Origin of the sequence: Rubritalea spongiae (assembly GCF_042652385.1) — a bacterium.
Taxonomy (GTDB): domain Bacteria; phylum Verrucomicrobiota; class Verrucomicrobiia; order Verrucomicrobiales; family Akkermansiaceae; genus Rubritalea; species Rubritalea spongiae.
In genome coordinates, this window is record NZ_JBHSJM010000001.1 from 2,835,554 (window position 1) to 2,853,088 (window position 17,535).

The window sequence follows — 17,535 nt, forward strand, 5'->3', positions numbered from 1 at the left end:
TCAGTTATGAAAAAATTTTTATCATTTGTATTCGCTCTTTCTTCTTTTGTTTATGCAGAAGAGAAATTGCCCAATATCGTTTATATCTTAGCAGATGATATGGGCTATGGAGATGTGCAAATCCTTAACCCTGAGAAAGGGAAGATTCCAACGCCAGCGATGGATAAGTTGGCGAAAGATGGGATGATCTTTACCGATGCTCACACCTGTTCATCCGTTTGCACTCCAACGCGTTATGGGCTTCTCACTGGGCGCTACAATTGGCGCACAACGAAACAACGTGGTGTGTTAAGTGGAACTTCTGGGCCGCTTATTCCAACGACTAGAACCACGGTGGCAAAAGTTCTGAAGGACGCTGGTTACCATACTGCGATGGTCGGGAAGTGGCACCTTGGTCTTGGTTTACCAAAGCAGGGGAAGAGTCTCGACTGGAAAGGGACTATTACCAAGGGGCCTGTCGATCTAGGTTTCGATTATTGGTATGGAATTTCCGCTTCATTGGATTTCCCTCCCTACATTTACATTCACAACAACAAGTTTGTCGGAGAAGCCACTGCGAAGAAGGCATTTCACCGACCTGGAGCAGCAGAACCTAGCTTTGAAGCTGTGGAAGTGCTGGATGAATTAGAGAAAAAATCGATTGAGTTCATTCAGCAACAACATGGGGAGAAGCCTTATTTCCTCTATATTCCACTCACATCACCACACACGCCCATTGTTCCTTCTGAGGAATGGAAGGGGAAGAGTGGGCTCGGCGATTACGGTGACTTCATGATGCAGACAGACGCTGTAATTGGAAAAATCATCGAAGCTGTGGATGCAAGTGAAAGCGCTGAAAATACCATGATCATAGTGACGAGTGATAATGGTTGTGCAAAGAAGGCTGAAATCCCTGATTTAATCAGTAAAGGGCATTACCCGAACGCGCAGTTCCGTGGAAAGAAAATGGAACTTTGGGATGGTGGGCATCGCGTGCCGCACATCGTCCGTTGGCCAGCAGTGGTGAAAGCTGGCAGCAGCTCAGATGAAATTATTTGTCTCAATGACTTCATGGCAACGTGCAGTGAGATCACAGGACGAGCATTGAAGGACAACGAGGGCGAAGACAGTGTGAGTTTTCTTCCAGCACTGAAAGGCGAGAAGATCGTGACTGAGCGCAAAGGAATCGTGCACCATTCTTACACTGGGAAGTTTGCGTATCGCTCAGGAAAGTGGAAGTTGATCTTGGCCAAAGGTTCAGGAGGGCTTGATGATGGACTCACGAAAGAGGAAATGGCTGCAGCTCCCAAAGGTCAGCTCTATGACATGGAGAACGACGAAAGTGAGACGAAGAATCTTTACACAGAAAAACCAGAAGTAGTGGAGAAGCTTCTCACGATGCTTGAGTATGAGGTAAAGCAAGGACGGAGTACTCCTGGCGAACCTCAGAAAAACGACGCTAAGAAGGTCAAAATCTGGTAGGTTAGAGGTTTTACTTAAGAATGCCCCATTCCTGCGCGCGCTGGGAATGGGGCATTTTTATAAATATTTCTGTGTAAGAAGAATAATAGGGTCGGCGTATCTTCTTAACTATGAACGATTCTGTACTAAGGTGTGGGGTGGTTCATGAAGGGAACGGCACACACACTTTATTATGATGACACGCAGAGAATCACTCAAGAAGCTAGTAGCTGGCATAGGATATGCTGGTTTTGGAGGCTCGATGTTGCCTCAGATCGGGCAAGCAGCAAACTCAATTATTACTAGCGCTGGAGGTCCGAAACGGGTGGTGTTTTTCATGCAGAACCAAGGCTTTGACCCTAAAACCTGCATTCCCACGAATATGGTCAATAGTGGTTCGTTGGCTTCAGCGGTGTTACCCGAACCGATCAAAGCTCTCGATCCATTTAAAGAAAAATTGCATATTATCAATGGACTTCATGGGCGTCATACCAGCCCGTCACATAGTGCCTTTTTTGGAGCGTTAGGTGGTTATCGAGGTAGTGATGGCGTTCCGCCGAGTGCTTCGACCATTGATTATGAATTGAGCAAGGTTTTGCCCGAGACCTTGTTGCCGCACCTTTGTATCGGAATGGATTCCTTGGATAATATGGTGGCCAAACCGACTGTCGCCAACTTATCGGCGAGTGGCGCAGGGAAACCCATTTTCATGTATTCGAACCCCAACCACCTTTACCAACTCCTTTATGGTGGGATTTCGAGTGGCGAGATTCGTAATCAACATGAAGCGAGCTCGGCAATGCTGGACCGTATCGAAAAGTTTGCGATTGCAAAAGGGGATGCGTTGCCGGAGTTGGCTCAGCAACGTTATAGCGAGTTTACTCAAGGGTTCAGTGATATGAATGGTTTGCGGGAGCGGCTTGGCGATGCGTCAGAGCATTTACGCAAGTTTGCTCCGCCGGTTGACCAACACTACGCTACTCCAGAGTTTGAAACTGATTGGCATGATCGATTGCTTGATTTGGGAATTTCAGCGTTAAAGTCGGGAACGACCAATGTACTGACGATCGGTTCTGGGCGCGGTGAAATTTTTGGTTCTTGGAAAGGGCTAGGGATCGATAAGCAAGGACATGGCCTCGGGCATATGCCGCAGAAAGATAACCCGATTTGGGTGAAAATTCGTAAGTATAATATGAGCATGTTAGTAAAGCTAATGGAAGAGTTAGAAAGCATTCCTGAAGGGAGCGGGACGATGATGGATAATACCCTGATCGTTTACACTAGCAACAACGCTGACAAGCAGCATACCAAAGGTGAGACATGGCCAGTGATGTTGCTCGGTAACTGCGGTGGTGCTTTTAAGTCGGGTCGTTTTACGCAACTTGATGGAACGCGCCCGATCAATGCCTTGTATACTTCGATCCTCCGTGCAACGGGTGTGCATGTAGATCATTTCAATATGTCTGAGAATATGGCGATGCGCTACGATTCTGGAGCGGGTCCATTGAGTGAAATTTTGGCGTAACATATTTCATTACCTTATTTAAAGATGACAGCCCTTTGTTGGATTCTCTGCCTGACAGGGATAGCCGTTTTACCTCTTCGCGCCGAGCAAGCGTATATTCCAGGTAACGCCTTGGATAGAGAGTATGAGGACTATGCGACGAACTTCTTAGCCTATTATTGTTACGATTGTCATGATGATGGAATAACGAAGGCTGACTTAAATTTGCTCGATCTAGGGCCAGTGGATGAGACGAATGCCTCCATCTGGAAAGCGATTTGGGCGCAGTTAGCCATCGAAGAAATGCCTCCGAAGAAAGAGGATCAGCCTGAGGTGCTGGAGCGGCTCCAGTTCACCGATTGGATTGTAAGTGAACTGGAACGGGTGATGGAAGATAAAGGTGGCTTCCATGCGCATCGCGAGCCGAAGAAGGCGAATTTTGTTAATCACGATTTACTCTTTGGCAATTTGCCAGATGGTATTCAACTTGAGCCGACGTCTTCACCGAAACGTATTTGGAGGCTCACACCCTCTGAGCATATTACGCGGTTGAATGAGTTGATCAATACTGAGCCGGAATACGATCCAAAGAAGCCAGGTCTACGCACGCACGGAGACGCTGTGTCGACAAACCATGGTGGGGAACTTAAACTTTATTTCGGAGTCGATAGAATCACGCATTGGGAAGGTGGCACGGTGGCATATGCGACGGCGGTGAAAAGTGTGCCTGTAGTATTTGCCGCTGCGCGTAGTCACGGTTTTGAAAACTATGCCCATTTTTCAAGCGTCAACAGCGCGGAAGCCACGCAGATTTTGAATAAGGCTGGCGATATTCTCAAGTATATGGCGTATGGGCCAGGAAGTCTGGTGAAGTTTCCTGAGCAAATTACGGATGATGTGGGTACTTATCATGATGTGAAACCTAAGGGCGATATCCGAGGTTTGCCGTCTTCGCTCATTTATAGCACAAAAGTTATTCGTCCTTTGACACCAGTGTACGAGCTTCTGAAAGAGCCCAAAATGGCATATTCTGATAAAGAAATCCGCGAGGCGATCAACTACCTGTTTGAGATGCTGACATTCCGTCCTGCTAAAGAAAATGAGGTAGACGATTACCTAGATTTGGTGCGTGAGACTATAGCCAAGGTTGGTTCTGAGGATGGTTTAATTATGGGGTTATCTGCGATTTTCTTGGATCGTGATGCATTGTTCCGTCCTGAGCTAGGAGAAGGAGGAGTGGTTGATGAGCATGGACGAGTGATGTTGCAGGATTGGGAGCTCGGTCTCGCGCTTAACCATGCACTGAGTTATATTAAACCAGACGAAATTTTGCGGCAAGCGATCGTGGATGGCAGGATGCGGACTAAAGAAGACGTGAAGCGAGAGATTACTCGGATGCTTGATGATGATAGTTTTCGTAAACCTCGCGTTTTGCAGTTTTTCCGTGAGTACTTTGATTACGATCTCGGTGGCTATATCTGTAAGGATGAAAAGGCGATTCAGGCTGCGGGAGTTAAGACCAAGAGTGCCGCCTTGAATAAAGGGATGTTTCGAGCATCGGCAAGTACTGACAGACTGGTGGAGCTGATTCTAGCTGAGGATAAAGAAGTGCTCAAAGAGTTGCTGACGACTCAGCAGGTGGTAGCATCTCCCAACGATAGCATTCTTTTTGGTAAGCAGAATTCTCCAGACGATAAAGCGGAAGTCCCTAAAAAGCTTCAAAAGACGATCGCGAAGGATGCTGAGTTGATGCGTCAATTTAAAGAGCTTGAGGCACGTAAAGATGAGCTGAAAGTCCAGTATTCTGAAAAAGGTCTAAGTAAGGAGGAGAAAAAGGAACTCTATCGTCAGTTTGCTTCAGCGAGTGCGAAGGTGAAGGAGTTTTATTCTCAAATAGGAGGCTCCAGAAAACAATCCCATGAAGGGGTTACTTCAGCAAATCTGAACGGACCGGAAATATCTGCTCGAGTTGGATATCGTTCTTTCGGTAAAGGCTCGCTCACGCCTGAGCGAAAACTAGCAACGGCTCCAGAGGGCCAGCGCATGGGGATTTTAACGCATCCTGCTTGGTTGGTTTCGCATTCAGACGCGATGGATAACCACGCGATTCACCGGGGGATTTGGGTGCGTGAGCGCTTGTTAGGTGGTGGGATTCCAGACGTACCGATCACTGTGGACGCTCAGCTTCCTGATGAGCCAGGAACGACGCTGCGCTCGCGGATGCGTGTTACGCGTGAGAAGTATTGTTGGAGCTGCCACGAGAAAATGGATCCACTAGGTTTGCCGTTTGAAATGTATAATCACATTGGTCTATATCGGGAATATGAATTGGGAGAACCAGTGGATGCTTCTGGTGAGATTATCGACTCAGGTGATCCGGCACTCAATGGGCCAGTGAATGATGCTATTGAGATGATCAATAAGTTAGTTGAAAGTGAGCGCGTCGAGCAGGTCTTTGTTCGTCATGCATTCCGCTACTGGATGGGTAGAAATGAAACCTTACATGATGGCCCAGTTCTACAAGATGCTTACAGAGCCTATCGTGATAGCGGTGGGAGTATGAAGGCTCTGATCACTTCATTGGTGACTTCGGACGCTTTCCTTTACCGCAAATAGTCGCCAAGTATTTATTAAAATTATTGAGAGCCATTATAAATGCTAATCCTTTTTTATGATGATTGAGCTTCAAAACATCTAGAATCCCCCCTAATAATAGGGGGTTACTATTTCAGGTGATTTCAATTAATCGATTACGCAACATGTACACAAAGATCCTAGCATTCATAGCATTGAGCATTTCGGCAGTCGCTGCTTCAGAGTTTAGGTTTTGGACGGTAGACGATGGAAAAATTTTCAAAGCTAAGTACGAAAGCTTTAGCAATGGTAGCCTAAGTTTGACCAATGAAGCTGGCAGACAAGCCCGATTTGCAGTGAAGGATATGGGGGTAGCTGATCGTTTTTACCTGCATGAAGAGCATGATATTCCGCTAGAAGATTTAGAAGGTGGGAATATTTTGAGTGCTGAGGAAGATATTTCGATTAGAGCGAGGGATTTTGAGGAAATCGATAGAATCGAACTTGAAGGTGAAGGATATAATGTTGTCTTGGAAGGGTATTTGACGCCTCGATATGCTGTGCTGTATGAGAAGGGATTGAAGGTTGAGGAGTTTGTCGAAGCTCTTGAACGAGTGCATTATAGTCACTCTTACAGACACCCTAGGCAGAACGAGCTCGTGGCAGATAAGCGCAAAGCTTATCTTTTTATCGAGGACGGGGAGTTGTACGATGAACTGGGCAAGGCCCATGTAGATGATTTGCGAGCGCAGGGGCAGCTAGAGGAGCGTGAAATTCTGCAAATCGAAGCGGATTGGTCGATTCTGCGAGGACATCAACCTTGGCATCTCCCTGAAGAATACCAAAAGAAGTTTAACTCTGGGCCACGTGCAGATATTCAATTTCCTAATCCAAAGAAGAGTGACAGAGAGAAGCAGCTAGTCAGCTTTTATAATCAAAAGTGGTGGCTCGATTGGCCGCATAGAAGGCGCATTCACGCGCGTGTTCCAGGGACGGGTGCGAAGCATATCAAGGATGATCGGGAGAATTCAATAGCTTTCACTTTGACGACTGCTTTGCAGATGAATAACGACATTCGAACATTTGAGACGAACACAAAAGCTTTTGGCTCGGCATTAGAAAACTCGAGCGCGTTGGTTACTGGGAGGTTCGGAGAATCCGACAAGTGGGCTTCCGAGCTCGCGGATAAAGTAAAATCTGGGGCGATTAAGGTGGACTTCAGCATTTTCTATAGGGCTCCAGAAAATATTCCTCCGACGACGAAAGAACAATACAGGAATTTTGGGCTGTTAGTCGCTGGGGCTGGTCGCTTTATGGAGCATGATTTAGAGCATATGTTCGGCGTATGTAGGCTGACAGCCTACATGAGCGAGCATAATAAGCTACCAACGGAGTCGGAGTTGCCTGCAATCTTGGGCTACGAGTCTATGGAGGAACTAAATGCCGCTTTTGAAGAGTTCTTGTTGAGAGAGAACCGCAGAATGAAGCCGTAGAGGTTTCCATTTTTTCATTTATCAGATCACGGATAGAGAGCTGATTAAGTCAGTTCTCTGTGGCGTTGTGAATTGCTCTTGAGCCTAGCGGGGTGTGTAATACGTGAAATTGATTGTCGCTTTTTGTGAGTGGTCAATATTTGCTTTCTCGTTTGAGTGGCCATTAAGTGTGCGCAGTGATGATTTTAAAAAGGTTTTTACCACCTCACTGCGTCACGATACCTAGGACCCGAACTGCTTTTAGTTAGCTGATCGGAGAAGTGTTAGGTGAATGGATTAGGTAAGCAAAATATTATGTATCATATTCTTCTGACTTTTATTATTCTCAGCGTTTCAGCGATAGCAGCTTCAGATCTTCGGTTTTGGACAGTTGATGATGGCACCATTTTTAAGGCGAAGTATGAGAGCTTTAGTCGTGGGACCTTAACGTTGACCAATGAGTCTGGGAAACAGGCTCGTTTTTCGATCAAGGACATGGGAGTAGCTGATCGGTATTATCTGCACGAGCAGCATAATATACCCATTGAGCAGCTGGAAGGTGGGAATATTTTAAATGCTGAGGAGGAAGTTTCGGTCAGAGCTCGAGATATCGCAGAGATTGATGAAATCGAGCTCGAGGGTGAGGGGTACGAGGTGACTTTAGAGGGGTATCTGACACCACACTATTTGGTTCTTTATGAGAAGAGATTAGATGTAGAAGGTTTTGTAGAAGCTCTTGAACTAGCTCATTTTAGTCATTCATATAGGCATCCAAACCAGAATGAAATCATGCCTAAGAAGCGTGCAGTCTTTCTGTTTATTGAGGATGACGATTTGTATGAAGCATTGGGAAAATCTCAGATAGAAGCTTTGTACGAAGAGGGAATGGCTGAGCGTGATATCCAGCAAGTGAAAGCAGACTGGGCGATTCTTCGCGGTCACCGCCCTTGGACGCTTCCTCAGAAATTTCAAGAAAAGTTTAACGCGGCAAAGCGCGTGGACATTGAGTTTCCGAAATCAAAGAAGAGTGATAGGGACCGCCAAGTTGTGGGTTTTTATAATCAGCGCTGGTGGTCGTTGTGGCCACATCGCCGCCACATTCATTCTCGTGTTCCTGGTGCAGGATCCAAACACATTCAAAATGATCAAGAAAACTCGATAGCGTTCTGCCTGACTAGCGCCCTGATGATGAATAATGATATTCGAACTTTTGAGGAGAGCTCGAGAACTATTGGTGGAGGTTTAGAAAACTCGAGTGCACTCTCAACTGGGCGTTATGGGGAATCTCGGGGCTGGACTTCGGAATTAGCGCGTAAAGTGAAGTCGGGAGACGTGAAGGCTGACTTTAGAGTGTTTTATGATGCGCCTGTAAATATTCCACCTACGACCCAGAAGGAATATGATAATTTCGGGATGCTCGTAGTTGGAGCTGGGCGCTTTATGGAGCATGACCTCAAGCATATGTTTGGGGTGAGCAAGCTTGCAGAGTATATTTATGAAAATAGAAAGTTTCCTTCTCAGACTGAATTACCTGCGATTTTTGGCTATGCTTCGATGGATGCTATGAATGCAGCGTTTGAAGAGTTCTTGTTGGACGGCAATCGGAAAATGAAACCATAAAGTTGGTGAGCTAGCGGGATTTCATCAAATCACTCAGTAGAATGTCGCCTAGGATGTACATGAATTTGTAATCTTTCGCTTTTGCTTTGGCGGCAATTTCTTCGACAAGATCATGGTCTTGGCGGTTGAGTTTCCGACCTTTTCCGTATTCAGCGATCTTGACAATGAAGTTGTAGGTGAAGGTATCGGTCTGTTTCAGTAAAGCCTTTTTTAGTCCTCTGATGTCATCAAAGCGAGTGCCTTGGAAATTGCCTGAAGGGTCGATTTTAGCATTACCATTGTATGTAGTGCGGTAGCGTCCAATGACATCGAAGCTCTCGAGCGCGAGACCAGGAGGATCCATCACTTTGTGGCAGCCGAAACATTTTGGGTCTTCGCTGTGTCTTTTGAGAAGTTCGCGCTGGGTCGTCACTCCGTTGAGGTCCGGTACTAGGGCAGGGACTTCTTCGGGAGCAGGCGGCGGGGGAGTTCCCATTAACTCATCGAGCACCCAGTGTCCTCGTGTGACAGGTAATGTCTCCACTCCGTTTGATGTAATAGCATGTATACTTGCTTGTCCTAAAAGCCCGCCGCGCACTGAATCTGAGGGTAATTTTACGAGTTTCATTTCGTCGTCACCGTCGAAAGGGATGTCGTATAACTGTGCTAAATCCTTATTAACAAAGGTGTAATCAGAGTCGAGGAAGTCAGTGATAGGTTTATTTTTGATGAGAACATACTCAAAAAACTTGAGCGTTTCTTCTCGCATTGCGGGCTCGAGGTTCTTTTTGTAGTAAATTGAGAATTGCTTGTCGTCTTCCGCTGGTCGCATGGTTCCTAGCTCATCGACCGAGAGCCATTGTAGAGGAAAGGCCTCGATGAAGTGCTTAGCTTTCGGGTCTCTAATCATCCTGCTGACTTGTTCTCGATATACTTTGGGGTCGAGAAGCTCTCCTGTGTTAGCAAGAGCGAAGAGTTCCATGTCAGGCATGCTGCTCCAGAGGAAATAGGAAAGGCGGCTTGCGAGTTGGAATGGGGTCAGTTCTCCTACTTCTTCTTTGATGTAGAGGAAGTCTGTAGATGCCATGATGGCAGCAAAGGTACGGATGAAGGACTGTAACCAGTTGTTGTTAATTTTGTACTGATCTTCAAGATACTCAGTGTAGCGTTTCAGTTCGGTGATGTGTACTTGGCGCCTAAAGGCTCTTGAGATGAAGTTACGCAAGATTTGGTCACGCACTGCGCGGTCCTCAAAGTTGGGCATGGTTTGCGACTGGAATGTTGTCTTATAGGTGACTGGTGGCCATTCGACATCGATGGGTCCCTCAATGGTTATGTCTTTAATTGCGAGCGCTGGGATAGGGAGTGCATTTTCAGGTTTTCGATGGCGATTGATGTTTCTGGGCTTAATAGACACACTCGTACCTTGATAGTAGGGAAGGGCTCCTTTCTCTAACCAAACTACCGCACTGTAGCGGCCCATTTTATCGTCTTTGATATTAAACTCTTTGAGCTCTTTCGTGGTGCCAGCAAAGGAGCCGATAAGGGACATTCTGAATGGACCTGCCTTTTTTTTGTCTGGAGTTCTGCCCATTCCCATAGCGGTAGTCGTCATACGGTAATAGCCAGTAGCCGGAATATAGTCCTTTATTCTCTTAGGATAGATTCCGCCCTTTCTTTGGCGTTGGATTGCATAGTCTTTGCCGTTACTTGAGAGCTGGCCATCAACGGTGAATTGTTTGTTTGTGAAGGTTGTTTTCTTCGGTTGGGGCTTTTCAAAGTCATCAGTAAATAAAGCTGTTTCCAAGCTGATAGAAGCCGATCTAAGGTATTCTAAGAGCAGTTCATTGGTGATGATGAGACTTGTACTATTGGTATCGAAACCCTTTTCGATTTCGTCATCGAAAACCCCTTGAGCGGGATCAAAATATTCATCTGATAAACCAAGAAGGTCGCGTACGGTGTTACGGTATTCGCGCTTGTTGAGGCGTCGGTAGCCAGAACCGATGGTAAAGCGGTCGTCGCGGGAGATGGCGTCGACGAGCTGAATGATATCCGCGGTGTGTTCTTTCGGAGCTTGATCCGCCTCTTCTGGCGGCATGTCTCCGTATTTCATCTGTTCGTAGATTTCAATCCAGAGATCCGCTGTGATTTCACGGACATTATCAAGACGAACATCGCCCTTTTGCTTGTCTGGGCCGTGGCACTCGACACAGTATTTCTGGAAAAACGGAACAATGGGGCTGTACTCACCTTGAGCAAGTAGCCGAGCAGTTAGAATTACGAATAATCCTAGAAAGGGGAAAACCTTCATATTTACGACTTAGGTAAGGATTTGGTTAATATCTCCTGTGGCTGTATTGTATTTCTCAACTTCTAAGCCGAAGTTCTGAAGCATCGACGTGTAGAGATTGTTCAGCGGGGTCGCAGTTTTGTTGTGCTGGATAGCATTGTAGTGGCCTTTGTGTTTGAAGCCGCCACCGGCAATAACGATGGGTAAATTGCGGTTTGAGTGCCTAGCTGCATCACTGAGCGCACTACCGAAGAGAATCATAGTGTCATCGAGCAGATTTCCTCGTTCTCCTTGGCTGTTCTGGAGCTTCTCCATGAAGCGAGCCACCTGAGCAATGTAAAAGGATTCGATGACTTCAAGCTGCTGGAGTTTTTCCGTGTTTCTGCCGTGGTGGGATAAACTATGGTAGCCAGAATTGACGCCGTCGAGAGCCCAACGTTTGTTGTGCATACCGTAAGCGACGGTGAATACTCGGCTAGAATTTGTCTGAATCGCGAGGTGGAAAAGGTCAAAAAGCAGGGAGCTTTCGCCTAAGAGTCCATCGGGTTCGCCATGGCGCCCTTCTGCCTCGAGTTCGGGCATCTCTACTTTTGGCTTAGGAACGTTTCTCCAGCGTTCGCGGCCTTGGAGCTGGCGCTCAGCGTCGCGGATCGCAGTGAGGTATTCGTCGAGTTTATCTCGGTCGACGTGGTTGATGTTCTTACCAAGAGCTTTGGCTTGATCTTTGATTAGGTCGAGCACGCTGCCTTGTTGTTCAATTTCTACTTTGAGGGCTTGTTTCGCCGCCTCTGAGTCATCAATGAAAAGCTGTTTGAAGAGTTGCTGGCCGCCGCCGGTGACACGGACTTTGGTGCCAGATAAGCTGTAAGATGGTGAGCCTTTCCCACCTAGGGTGCAATGGATGGAAGGATAACGTGTGTCGTAGCCCACTGCGCCAGCTGCTACTTGGTCGACGGTGGGAAGGGCGCCGACTCCGCGTCCAGTTCCATTAAGAAATGCATTGAGACCGCCGTGGCCACCATAGACGTTTGGATGGTCCATATTCGAGAACACAGTGAACTTGCCTTTGTGCTTCATGATGGGTTTGAGCACTGGGCTGGCGGTGAAGTTAAGACCGTAGTTTTTTGGGAAGAAGTGACCTGGGTACATTCCCAATCCTGTATTCACAAATACCATTTTCTTGGTAGAAGTGGGTTCAATCCACTTTGTTTGTCCGAAGGATGGTAGTGAGTGCAGAAAAGGTAAACCGATGGTGACTCCGGCTCCTCTTAGAAAATGACGACGACTTAAATTCATAGATTTACTGAGAGCGCAATACGGCAATGTAAGCTTGGGTTAATAGAGATCAACTTTAAAGCTTTAAGGTGTTGGTATTGAGCATCTAAATGTGGATTTTTGAGTAAGAAAGGAGCTTCTGATGGGTGAGTTCTTTAGAAGTTTTAATTGATGTCCAGTGCTCACACCTACTATTTGTAGGTAGACGTAAATTCTTACATTAAACTTTCGAGTATTTTTAAAGTCAGTACATCAGGGAAATCTACGATGAGACTTTTGTAAAAGCATGGCAGTACTACGGTCAGACGCCTCCAGCGAAAAAGAGGTAAGAAATGATCGATTATCCTAGTATAGGAGATTACAAACGAACCTGTTTAAAGTATATGAAAAAGACAATTATAACAGCTATCGCATTCGGAGTTAGCAGCCTATTTGTGCAGGCAAAAGAGACGCGACCGAATATTGTGGTCTTCTTAGCCGATGACATGGGCTGGGGAGATACCTCTATTTATGGAAAAGGGGAGGTGCAGACTCCTAACTTGGAGAAGCTGGCTTCTCAAGGGGTGAAATTTACTCAGTGCTACTCTGCGGCTGGTGTGTGCTCGCCATCGCGTGCGTCGATTTTGACCGGGCGTACCCCGTATCGCAATGGTGTGTGGCGTCACCTTTCAGGAAATGGTCCATCACATTTGCGCGAGAGCGAGATTACCTACCCAGAGCTTTTACAAAAAGCAGGTTACGAGACCTGCCACGTGGGGAAATGGCATCTGAACTCGAAACAGATGTTTAACAATCCTGAGTTCCCGCAGCCAAGTGATCATGGTTATGATTACTGGTTTTCCACGCACAATAATGCGAGTCCGAGCCATGAGAATCCGAACAACTTCGTACGCAATGGTAAGCCATTAGGTGAGCTAAAAGGCTATTCTGCGCCATTAGTTGCTGAAGAAGCTGAACATTGGCTCAAAGATGTGCGCGATCCTTCGAAGCCATTTGCTTTGTCGATCTGGGTACATGAACCACATTTACCAATCGGGACCGATCCACGTTTCCAAGAGCTTTACGGCGACCATGTGAATAAAAATTATTTAGGAAATGTGACACAGCTCGATTTCGCGCTCGGAATGGTGATGGAAGCGCTCAAAGCGCAGGGCGTGAGCGACAATACTCTGTTGATTTTCACTTCTGACAATGGTCCAGAAGGTGCTGGCGGTAAAAAAGGTGGTTCCACTGGTGAACTGCGTGGCCGTAAGCGTGATGACTACGAGGGGGGAATCAGGGTTCCAGGTGTGGCGCGTTGGCCGAGTCAGATTAAGCCGGGAACTACCAGCGATGTGCCAGTGATCGGATCTGATATTTTCGCAACTGTACTTGATGTTTGTGGCATTCCAATGCCTACGGATCGTGTCATCGATGGCGTCAGTATGGTTCCAGCATTTGCTGGTAAAAAGGTGGAGCGCAAGGTGCCGCTTTTCTGGCGTACACACGTGTCAGGTCCTGACAGCCGTGTTGCAATGCGCGTTGGCAATTGGAAAATCGTAGGTGATGAGACTCTTACGAAGTTTCAGCTTTTCGACATCCCAAAAGATCCACAAGAGAAGAATGATCTCGCGGCGAAGATGCCTGAAAAAACTGATGAGATGAAAGAGCTTCTCATTAAAACTTGGAAAGAGATCGAAGCGGAAGGACCTAAGGAATGGTGGTTAGGGGATAAACAACGACCGAAAAAAGGTGGAACTTTGAGCTATTGATTTTATCTCGGATCCATTTTCCTTATAAAGCAAAGTAAGCAATCAAAAATAATGCAGGTGAGTCTTAGGCGCCTGCATTTTTTATATTAACCAATTAAACCTTTTGAAAACCACTCTATTCAATAAATGCGTCGGACTTTTACTTCTGGTGCCTGCAGTGTTGCAGGCTCAAGAAAATCGTCCAGAGAAGCCCAATGTCCTAGTCCTACTCACCGATGATCTCGGATGGCAAGATGTGGATTGTTACGACATCGATGAGCCTAATGCTTATATGACTCCGAACATTGACGCTCTCGCGAAAAAAGGGGTGCAATTTTGGCGTGCGTATTCGCCAGCTCCAACTTGTGCTCCATCGCGTTGTGCCATCGTCAGTGGGGTGCATCCAGCTCGTGCGCAAAAAACACACATCAAAGGAGGCTCTCCTCCGAAGCCGTCGGTGAAAGATGCGCGCATGCTGTCTCCTTGGTTTAGCGCAAGGACTCCTGTAGGCGACTACACAATTGCATCAGCTATGAAAGATCATGGCTATGTTACAGGGCATGTAGGGAAATGGCATATTTCCTACTCTGAGCCAAAGGCGACTGAGCTGGGGTTTGATGTGAGTTACGGTAGTCGGGTTTCTAAGGCTTTAATGAAAGATCGCCTTAAAGATTTTGCGACGAATGGTGAAGACGATCCTTATAAATTGGATGAAAATGGATTTCCATTCAATCAGACGACGGAAAATGCTCTCAAGTTTTTAGATGATAATAAGGCGAAGCCCTTCTTTCTTTACTATGCCACTTGGCTCGTGCACGCACCAATTCAGACGCGTTCTAAGCAGTTGTTAGAGAAATATGCTGAGGAGATGGGAATTGATCCTGCAGATCGGAAAAGCTTTTCAGGAAGTTCCACAGGACAGGTGAATCCGTTTTATGGAGCGATGGTAGAAGAGCTTGATTACAATATTGGTCGAGTTTTTGACTATCTAGAGCATACGGATGATCCGCGCTGGCCCGGACATAAGCTGATCGAAAACACGTACATCATTTTCATTTCAGATAATGGAGGAACTGAAGGAAAGTCGTATGAGCGATACACCGACAATACTCCGCTAGACCTTGGGAAAACATCGGTTAAAGAAGGTGGTATTAGAGTTCCATTCATTGTCACAGGTCCCGATGTCCCCGCTGGAGTGGAGACGGATGTTCTCGCGAACGGTCTCGATATTTATCCGACTGTTCTTTCCATGGTTGGCGCTCAACAGCCTGAGAAGCGGTTGGACGGTCTCGACCTTTTCCAGCTTCTCACAAATGACCCTACTGATTCATCTTTAGTGAAAGATAATAATGGCGAACCGCGCAAAGAAATGATGTGGCATTTTCCGCATGACGCTCTGGAAAGTGCTCTTATCGATGGAGACTTCAAGTTGGTCAAAAATTACGATTTCGTAAAAAACCCAAAACAAAAGGAGTTCGAACTCTATCAGCTCTATGAAAGTAAGGACGGCAAAAAGCAACGTGTTGATATCGAAGAGTCCAAGAATCTCGCGGACTCCATGCCTGAGAAAGTGCGAGCAATGGATGCTAAACTCAAGGCTCAGCTCACAGAGATGAAAGCGAGCTATCCACATTACAATCCGGATTATCCTGGAGGCCTTCCTCATAAAGAGTCAGTTCCGACTGTCTCCGAGCATAAGATCGAGGGGGAAGAGTTAACGGTTAGCTTCAAAGAAAATGGAGCAAAAGTCGCCCAAGCTCAACTTATTTACACCATAATGAAGGCGAACTCAGGTTACCAAGAATGGTTTCCAGAACCAATGTCAGTAAAGGGGGGGAGAGCAGCAGTGAAATTGCCGAAAGGTACGAGATATTTCTATGTGAATCTGATCGATGAAAATAACTTTCTCGTGAGCTATCCTAAGATTAGTGCGAAAGAGAGTAAGGATAAGGCAAAGAAGAAATCGTCGCTTTCAGAGCAAGCGATCTCAGTGAAATAGATTGATGAAACTTTATCAATGGGGCGCTGGGTAGATATACTGAGCGCCCCATTTTTGATTTGGGTGAGGAAGCTTTGCTCATCGGCAGTGAGAACACTGTGGAGTTTGAATGGGAGTTTTTTTTAATCTGCAAAAAAGACATTTTAGCTGTCCCTTAGGAGCCAACGGCTCTGTAATAAAGGGTATGATGCTTATGCAAAAACATTTCGCTGGCTTTGTGCTAGGGGTTTCTCTGGTGGCCAATGTGCTCGCCGCGGACAAGAAGCCAAACTTTGTGGTGATCTTTACCGATGACCTTGGCTATCAGGATATTGGCTGCTTTGGTTCGCCAAAGATTAAGACCCCGAATATTGATAAGATGGCTGAGGAAGGAATGAAGTTTACGTCATTCTACGCGCAGACAGTATGTGGTCCGTCACGTGCGGCTTTGTTGACCGGTTGCTATCCGTTACGACTCGCTAGAAATGATAATGGGAGTATTCCGCATCCGAAGATGGCGCTCTCAGAGGTGACCGTAGCTGAGGTGCTGAAAGATGCAGGTTATGCTACGGGTGTCTTTGGCAAATGGGATTTAGCTGGTCATAGTCAAACGCAATTTAATTATGACTTAGCACCCACGAAACAAGGATTTGATACTGCATTTTGGACACCGGGAAGCAACGACTCGATAGTAAATATCCTCCGACAAGATGAGATGATAGAGTCAGGAGCAAACATGGCGCAGCTCTCACGCAGATATACGGATGAAGCGATTTCCTTCATTGATATGAATGCGGATCAGCCATTTTTCGTATACTTGGCGCATTCGATGCCGCATACAAAACTCGCTGTTGCACCTCCATTTAAAGGTAAGTCGGAGCGCGGACTTTATGGTGACGTCGTTGAAGAAATTGATTTTCACGTTGGCCGATTGTTAGAGAAACTCAAAGAGAAAGGGCTCGATGACAATACCTATGTGATCTTTACCAGTGATAATGGTCCTTGGTGGGTGAAGAAAGAGGATGGTGGCAGCGCTGCACCATTGCGTGGTGCGAAGTGTTCGGCATATGAAGGAGGCTCACGTGTTCCATTCGTGATTAGAGCTCCAGGGAAAGTTCCAGCAGGGAAAGTGAGTGAACAAGTTACCGCGACGATCGATATTCTTCCGACCTTTGCTAGGCTCGCTGGCGGTGAAGTCCCGACTGACCGGGTGATTGATGGGATCGATGTGAGTGAGCTGTGGCACGGTGAAGATAGTGAACTTGACCGTACGTTTTACTACTACTCGCATACCCGTTTACGTGGGGTGAGGAAGGGGAAATGGAAGTTGTTAGTTCCGCACATAGAAGAGGATAAAAAGATCGCCTCGCTCAAAAATTGGCCAAAGATGGTACCTCCAGCAGATCGAGGATGGCAGACAGAGGTTGAGCTTTATAATATTGAGAAGGATATTTCTGAGGAACACAACATCGCTAATGAGAATCCTGAGATTGTAGTTGAACTGCAGAAGTTAGTTGAACAGGCACGAAAAGATATTGGTGATAGTGCGAAGCGTGGGGTCAATGCGCGCCCACTCGGAGATGAGCCATATAAAACTCCTGATAATAAGCATGCTGTCCAGATCAAGGGCAAGAAGAAGTAAGGCTGGGAAAGATTTTTTTTAAACGATT

10 protein-coding genes are annotated in these 17,535 nt (G+C 46.4%); 8 read left to right on the plus strand and 2 right to left on the minus strand.

The genetic code is table 11. The annotated features are described in order from the left end of the window. Positions 1-6: 6 nt before the first annotated feature. The 5 genes from ACFPK9_RS12560 to ACFPK9_RS12580 all read left to right on the plus strand — a co-directional run bounded on the left by ACFPK9_RS12560 (position 7) and on the right by ACFPK9_RS12580 (position 8,610). Positions 7-1,461 carry a sulfatase family protein gene (locus ACFPK9_RS12560; RefSeq protein ID WP_377095256.1) on the plus strand — a complete coding sequence of 485 codons (1,455 nt, stop codon included), beginning with the start codon at positions 7-9 and terminating at the stop codon, positions 1,459-1,461. 172 nt (positions 1,462-1,633) lie between these two features. Continuing rightward, a complete protein-coding gene (locus tag ACFPK9_RS12565; protein WP_377095257.1) occupies positions 1,634-2,965 on the plus strand; it encodes a DUF1552 domain-containing protein in 1,332 nt (443 codons plus the stop codon). A 24-nt stretch (positions 2,966-2,989) separates the two neighbouring features. Continuing rightward, on the plus strand, positions 2,990-5,560 hold the full coding sequence (locus ACFPK9_RS12570; protein WP_377095258.1) for a DUF1588 domain-containing protein: 2,571 nt from the start codon (positions 2,990-2,992) through the stop codon (positions 5,558-5,560). Positions 5,561-5,703: 143 nt separating this feature from the next. Further along, a complete protein-coding gene (locus ACFPK9_RS12575) occupies positions 5,704-7,011 on the plus strand; it encodes a hypothetical protein (RefSeq protein ID WP_377095259.1) in 1,308 nt (435 codons plus the stop codon). Between the two features lie 294 nt (positions 7,012-7,305). Continuing rightward, positions 7,306-8,610, plus strand: coding sequence for a hypothetical protein (locus tag ACFPK9_RS12580; protein WP_377095260.1), 1,305 nt, complete (start codon positions 7,306-7,308; stop codon positions 8,608-8,610). A gap of 10 nt (positions 8,611-8,620) precedes the next feature. Here the strand turns inward: ACFPK9_RS12580 and ACFPK9_RS12585 are convergent, their stop codons facing one another. Further along, entirely contained in the window at positions 8,621-10,903 is a 2,283-nt protein-coding gene (locus tag ACFPK9_RS12585; RefSeq protein ID WP_377095261.1) for a DUF1592 domain-containing protein, read from the minus strand. Between the two features lie 9 nt (positions 10,904-10,912). Next, positions 10,913-12,178, minus strand: a complete 1,266-nt coding sequence (locus ACFPK9_RS12590; protein ID WP_377095262.1) for a DUF1552 domain-containing protein — start codon at positions 12,176-12,178, stop codon at positions 10,913-10,915. 362 nt (positions 12,179-12,540) lie between these two features. Between ACFPK9_RS12590 and ACFPK9_RS12595 the strand changes: the two genes are divergently transcribed. The 3 genes from ACFPK9_RS12595 to ACFPK9_RS12605 all read left to right on the plus strand — a co-directional run bounded on the left by ACFPK9_RS12595 (position 12,541) and on the right by ACFPK9_RS12605 (position 17,507). Next, entirely contained in the window at positions 12,541-13,908 is a 1,368-nt protein-coding gene (locus ACFPK9_RS12595) for a sulfatase family protein (RefSeq protein ID WP_377095263.1), read from the plus strand. Positions 13,909-14,011: 103 nt separating this feature from the next. Then, entirely contained in the window at positions 14,012-15,886 is a 1,875-nt protein-coding gene (locus tag ACFPK9_RS12600; RefSeq protein ID WP_377095264.1) for a sulfatase, read from the plus strand. A 193-nt stretch (positions 15,887-16,079) separates the two neighbouring features. Next, positions 16,080-17,507: a sulfatase family protein gene (locus tag ACFPK9_RS12605; RefSeq protein WP_377095265.1), complete on the plus strand. Its 1,428-nt coding sequence runs from the start codon at positions 16,080-16,082 to the stop codon at positions 17,505-17,507. Positions 17,508-17,535: the final 28 nt, after the last annotated feature.

What these genes read in the sequence shown, in the direction of transcription:
- ACFPK9_RS12560 (WP_377095256.1), top strand. Translation starts at nt 7, where the DNA reads ATGAAAAAATTTTTATCATTTGTATTCGCTCTTTCTTCTTTTGTTTAT.
- ACFPK9_RS12565 (WP_377095257.1), top strand. Translation starts at nt 1,634, where the DNA reads ATGATGACACGCAGAGAATCACTCAAGAAGCTAGTAGCTGGCATAGGA.
- ACFPK9_RS12570 (WP_377095258.1), top strand. Translation starts at nt 2,990, where the DNA reads ATGACAGCCCTTTGTTGGATTCTCTGCCTGACAGGGATAGCCGTTTTA.
- ACFPK9_RS12575 (WP_377095259.1), top strand. Translation starts at nt 5,704, where the DNA reads ATGTACACAAAGATCCTAGCATTCATAGCATTGAGCATTTCGGCAGTC.
- ACFPK9_RS12580 (WP_377095260.1), top strand. Translation starts at nt 7,306, where the DNA reads ATGTATCATATTCTTCTGACTTTTATTATTCTCAGCGTTTCAGCGATA.
- ACFPK9_RS12585 (WP_377095261.1), bottom strand. Translation starts at nt 10,903, where the DNA reads ATGAAGGTTTTCCCCTTTCTAGGATTATTCGTAATTCTAACTGCTCGG.
- ACFPK9_RS12590 (WP_377095262.1), bottom strand. Translation starts at nt 12,178, where the DNA reads ATGAATTTAAGTCGTCGTCATTTTCTAAGAGGAGCCGGAGTCACCATC.
- ACFPK9_RS12595 (WP_377095263.1), top strand. Translation starts at nt 12,541, where the DNA reads ATGAAAAAGACAATTATAACAGCTATCGCATTCGGAGTTAGCAGCCTA.
- ACFPK9_RS12605 (WP_377095265.1), top strand. Translation starts at nt 16,080, where the DNA reads ATGCAAAAACATTTCGCTGGCTTTGTGCTAGGGGTTTCTCTGGTGGCC.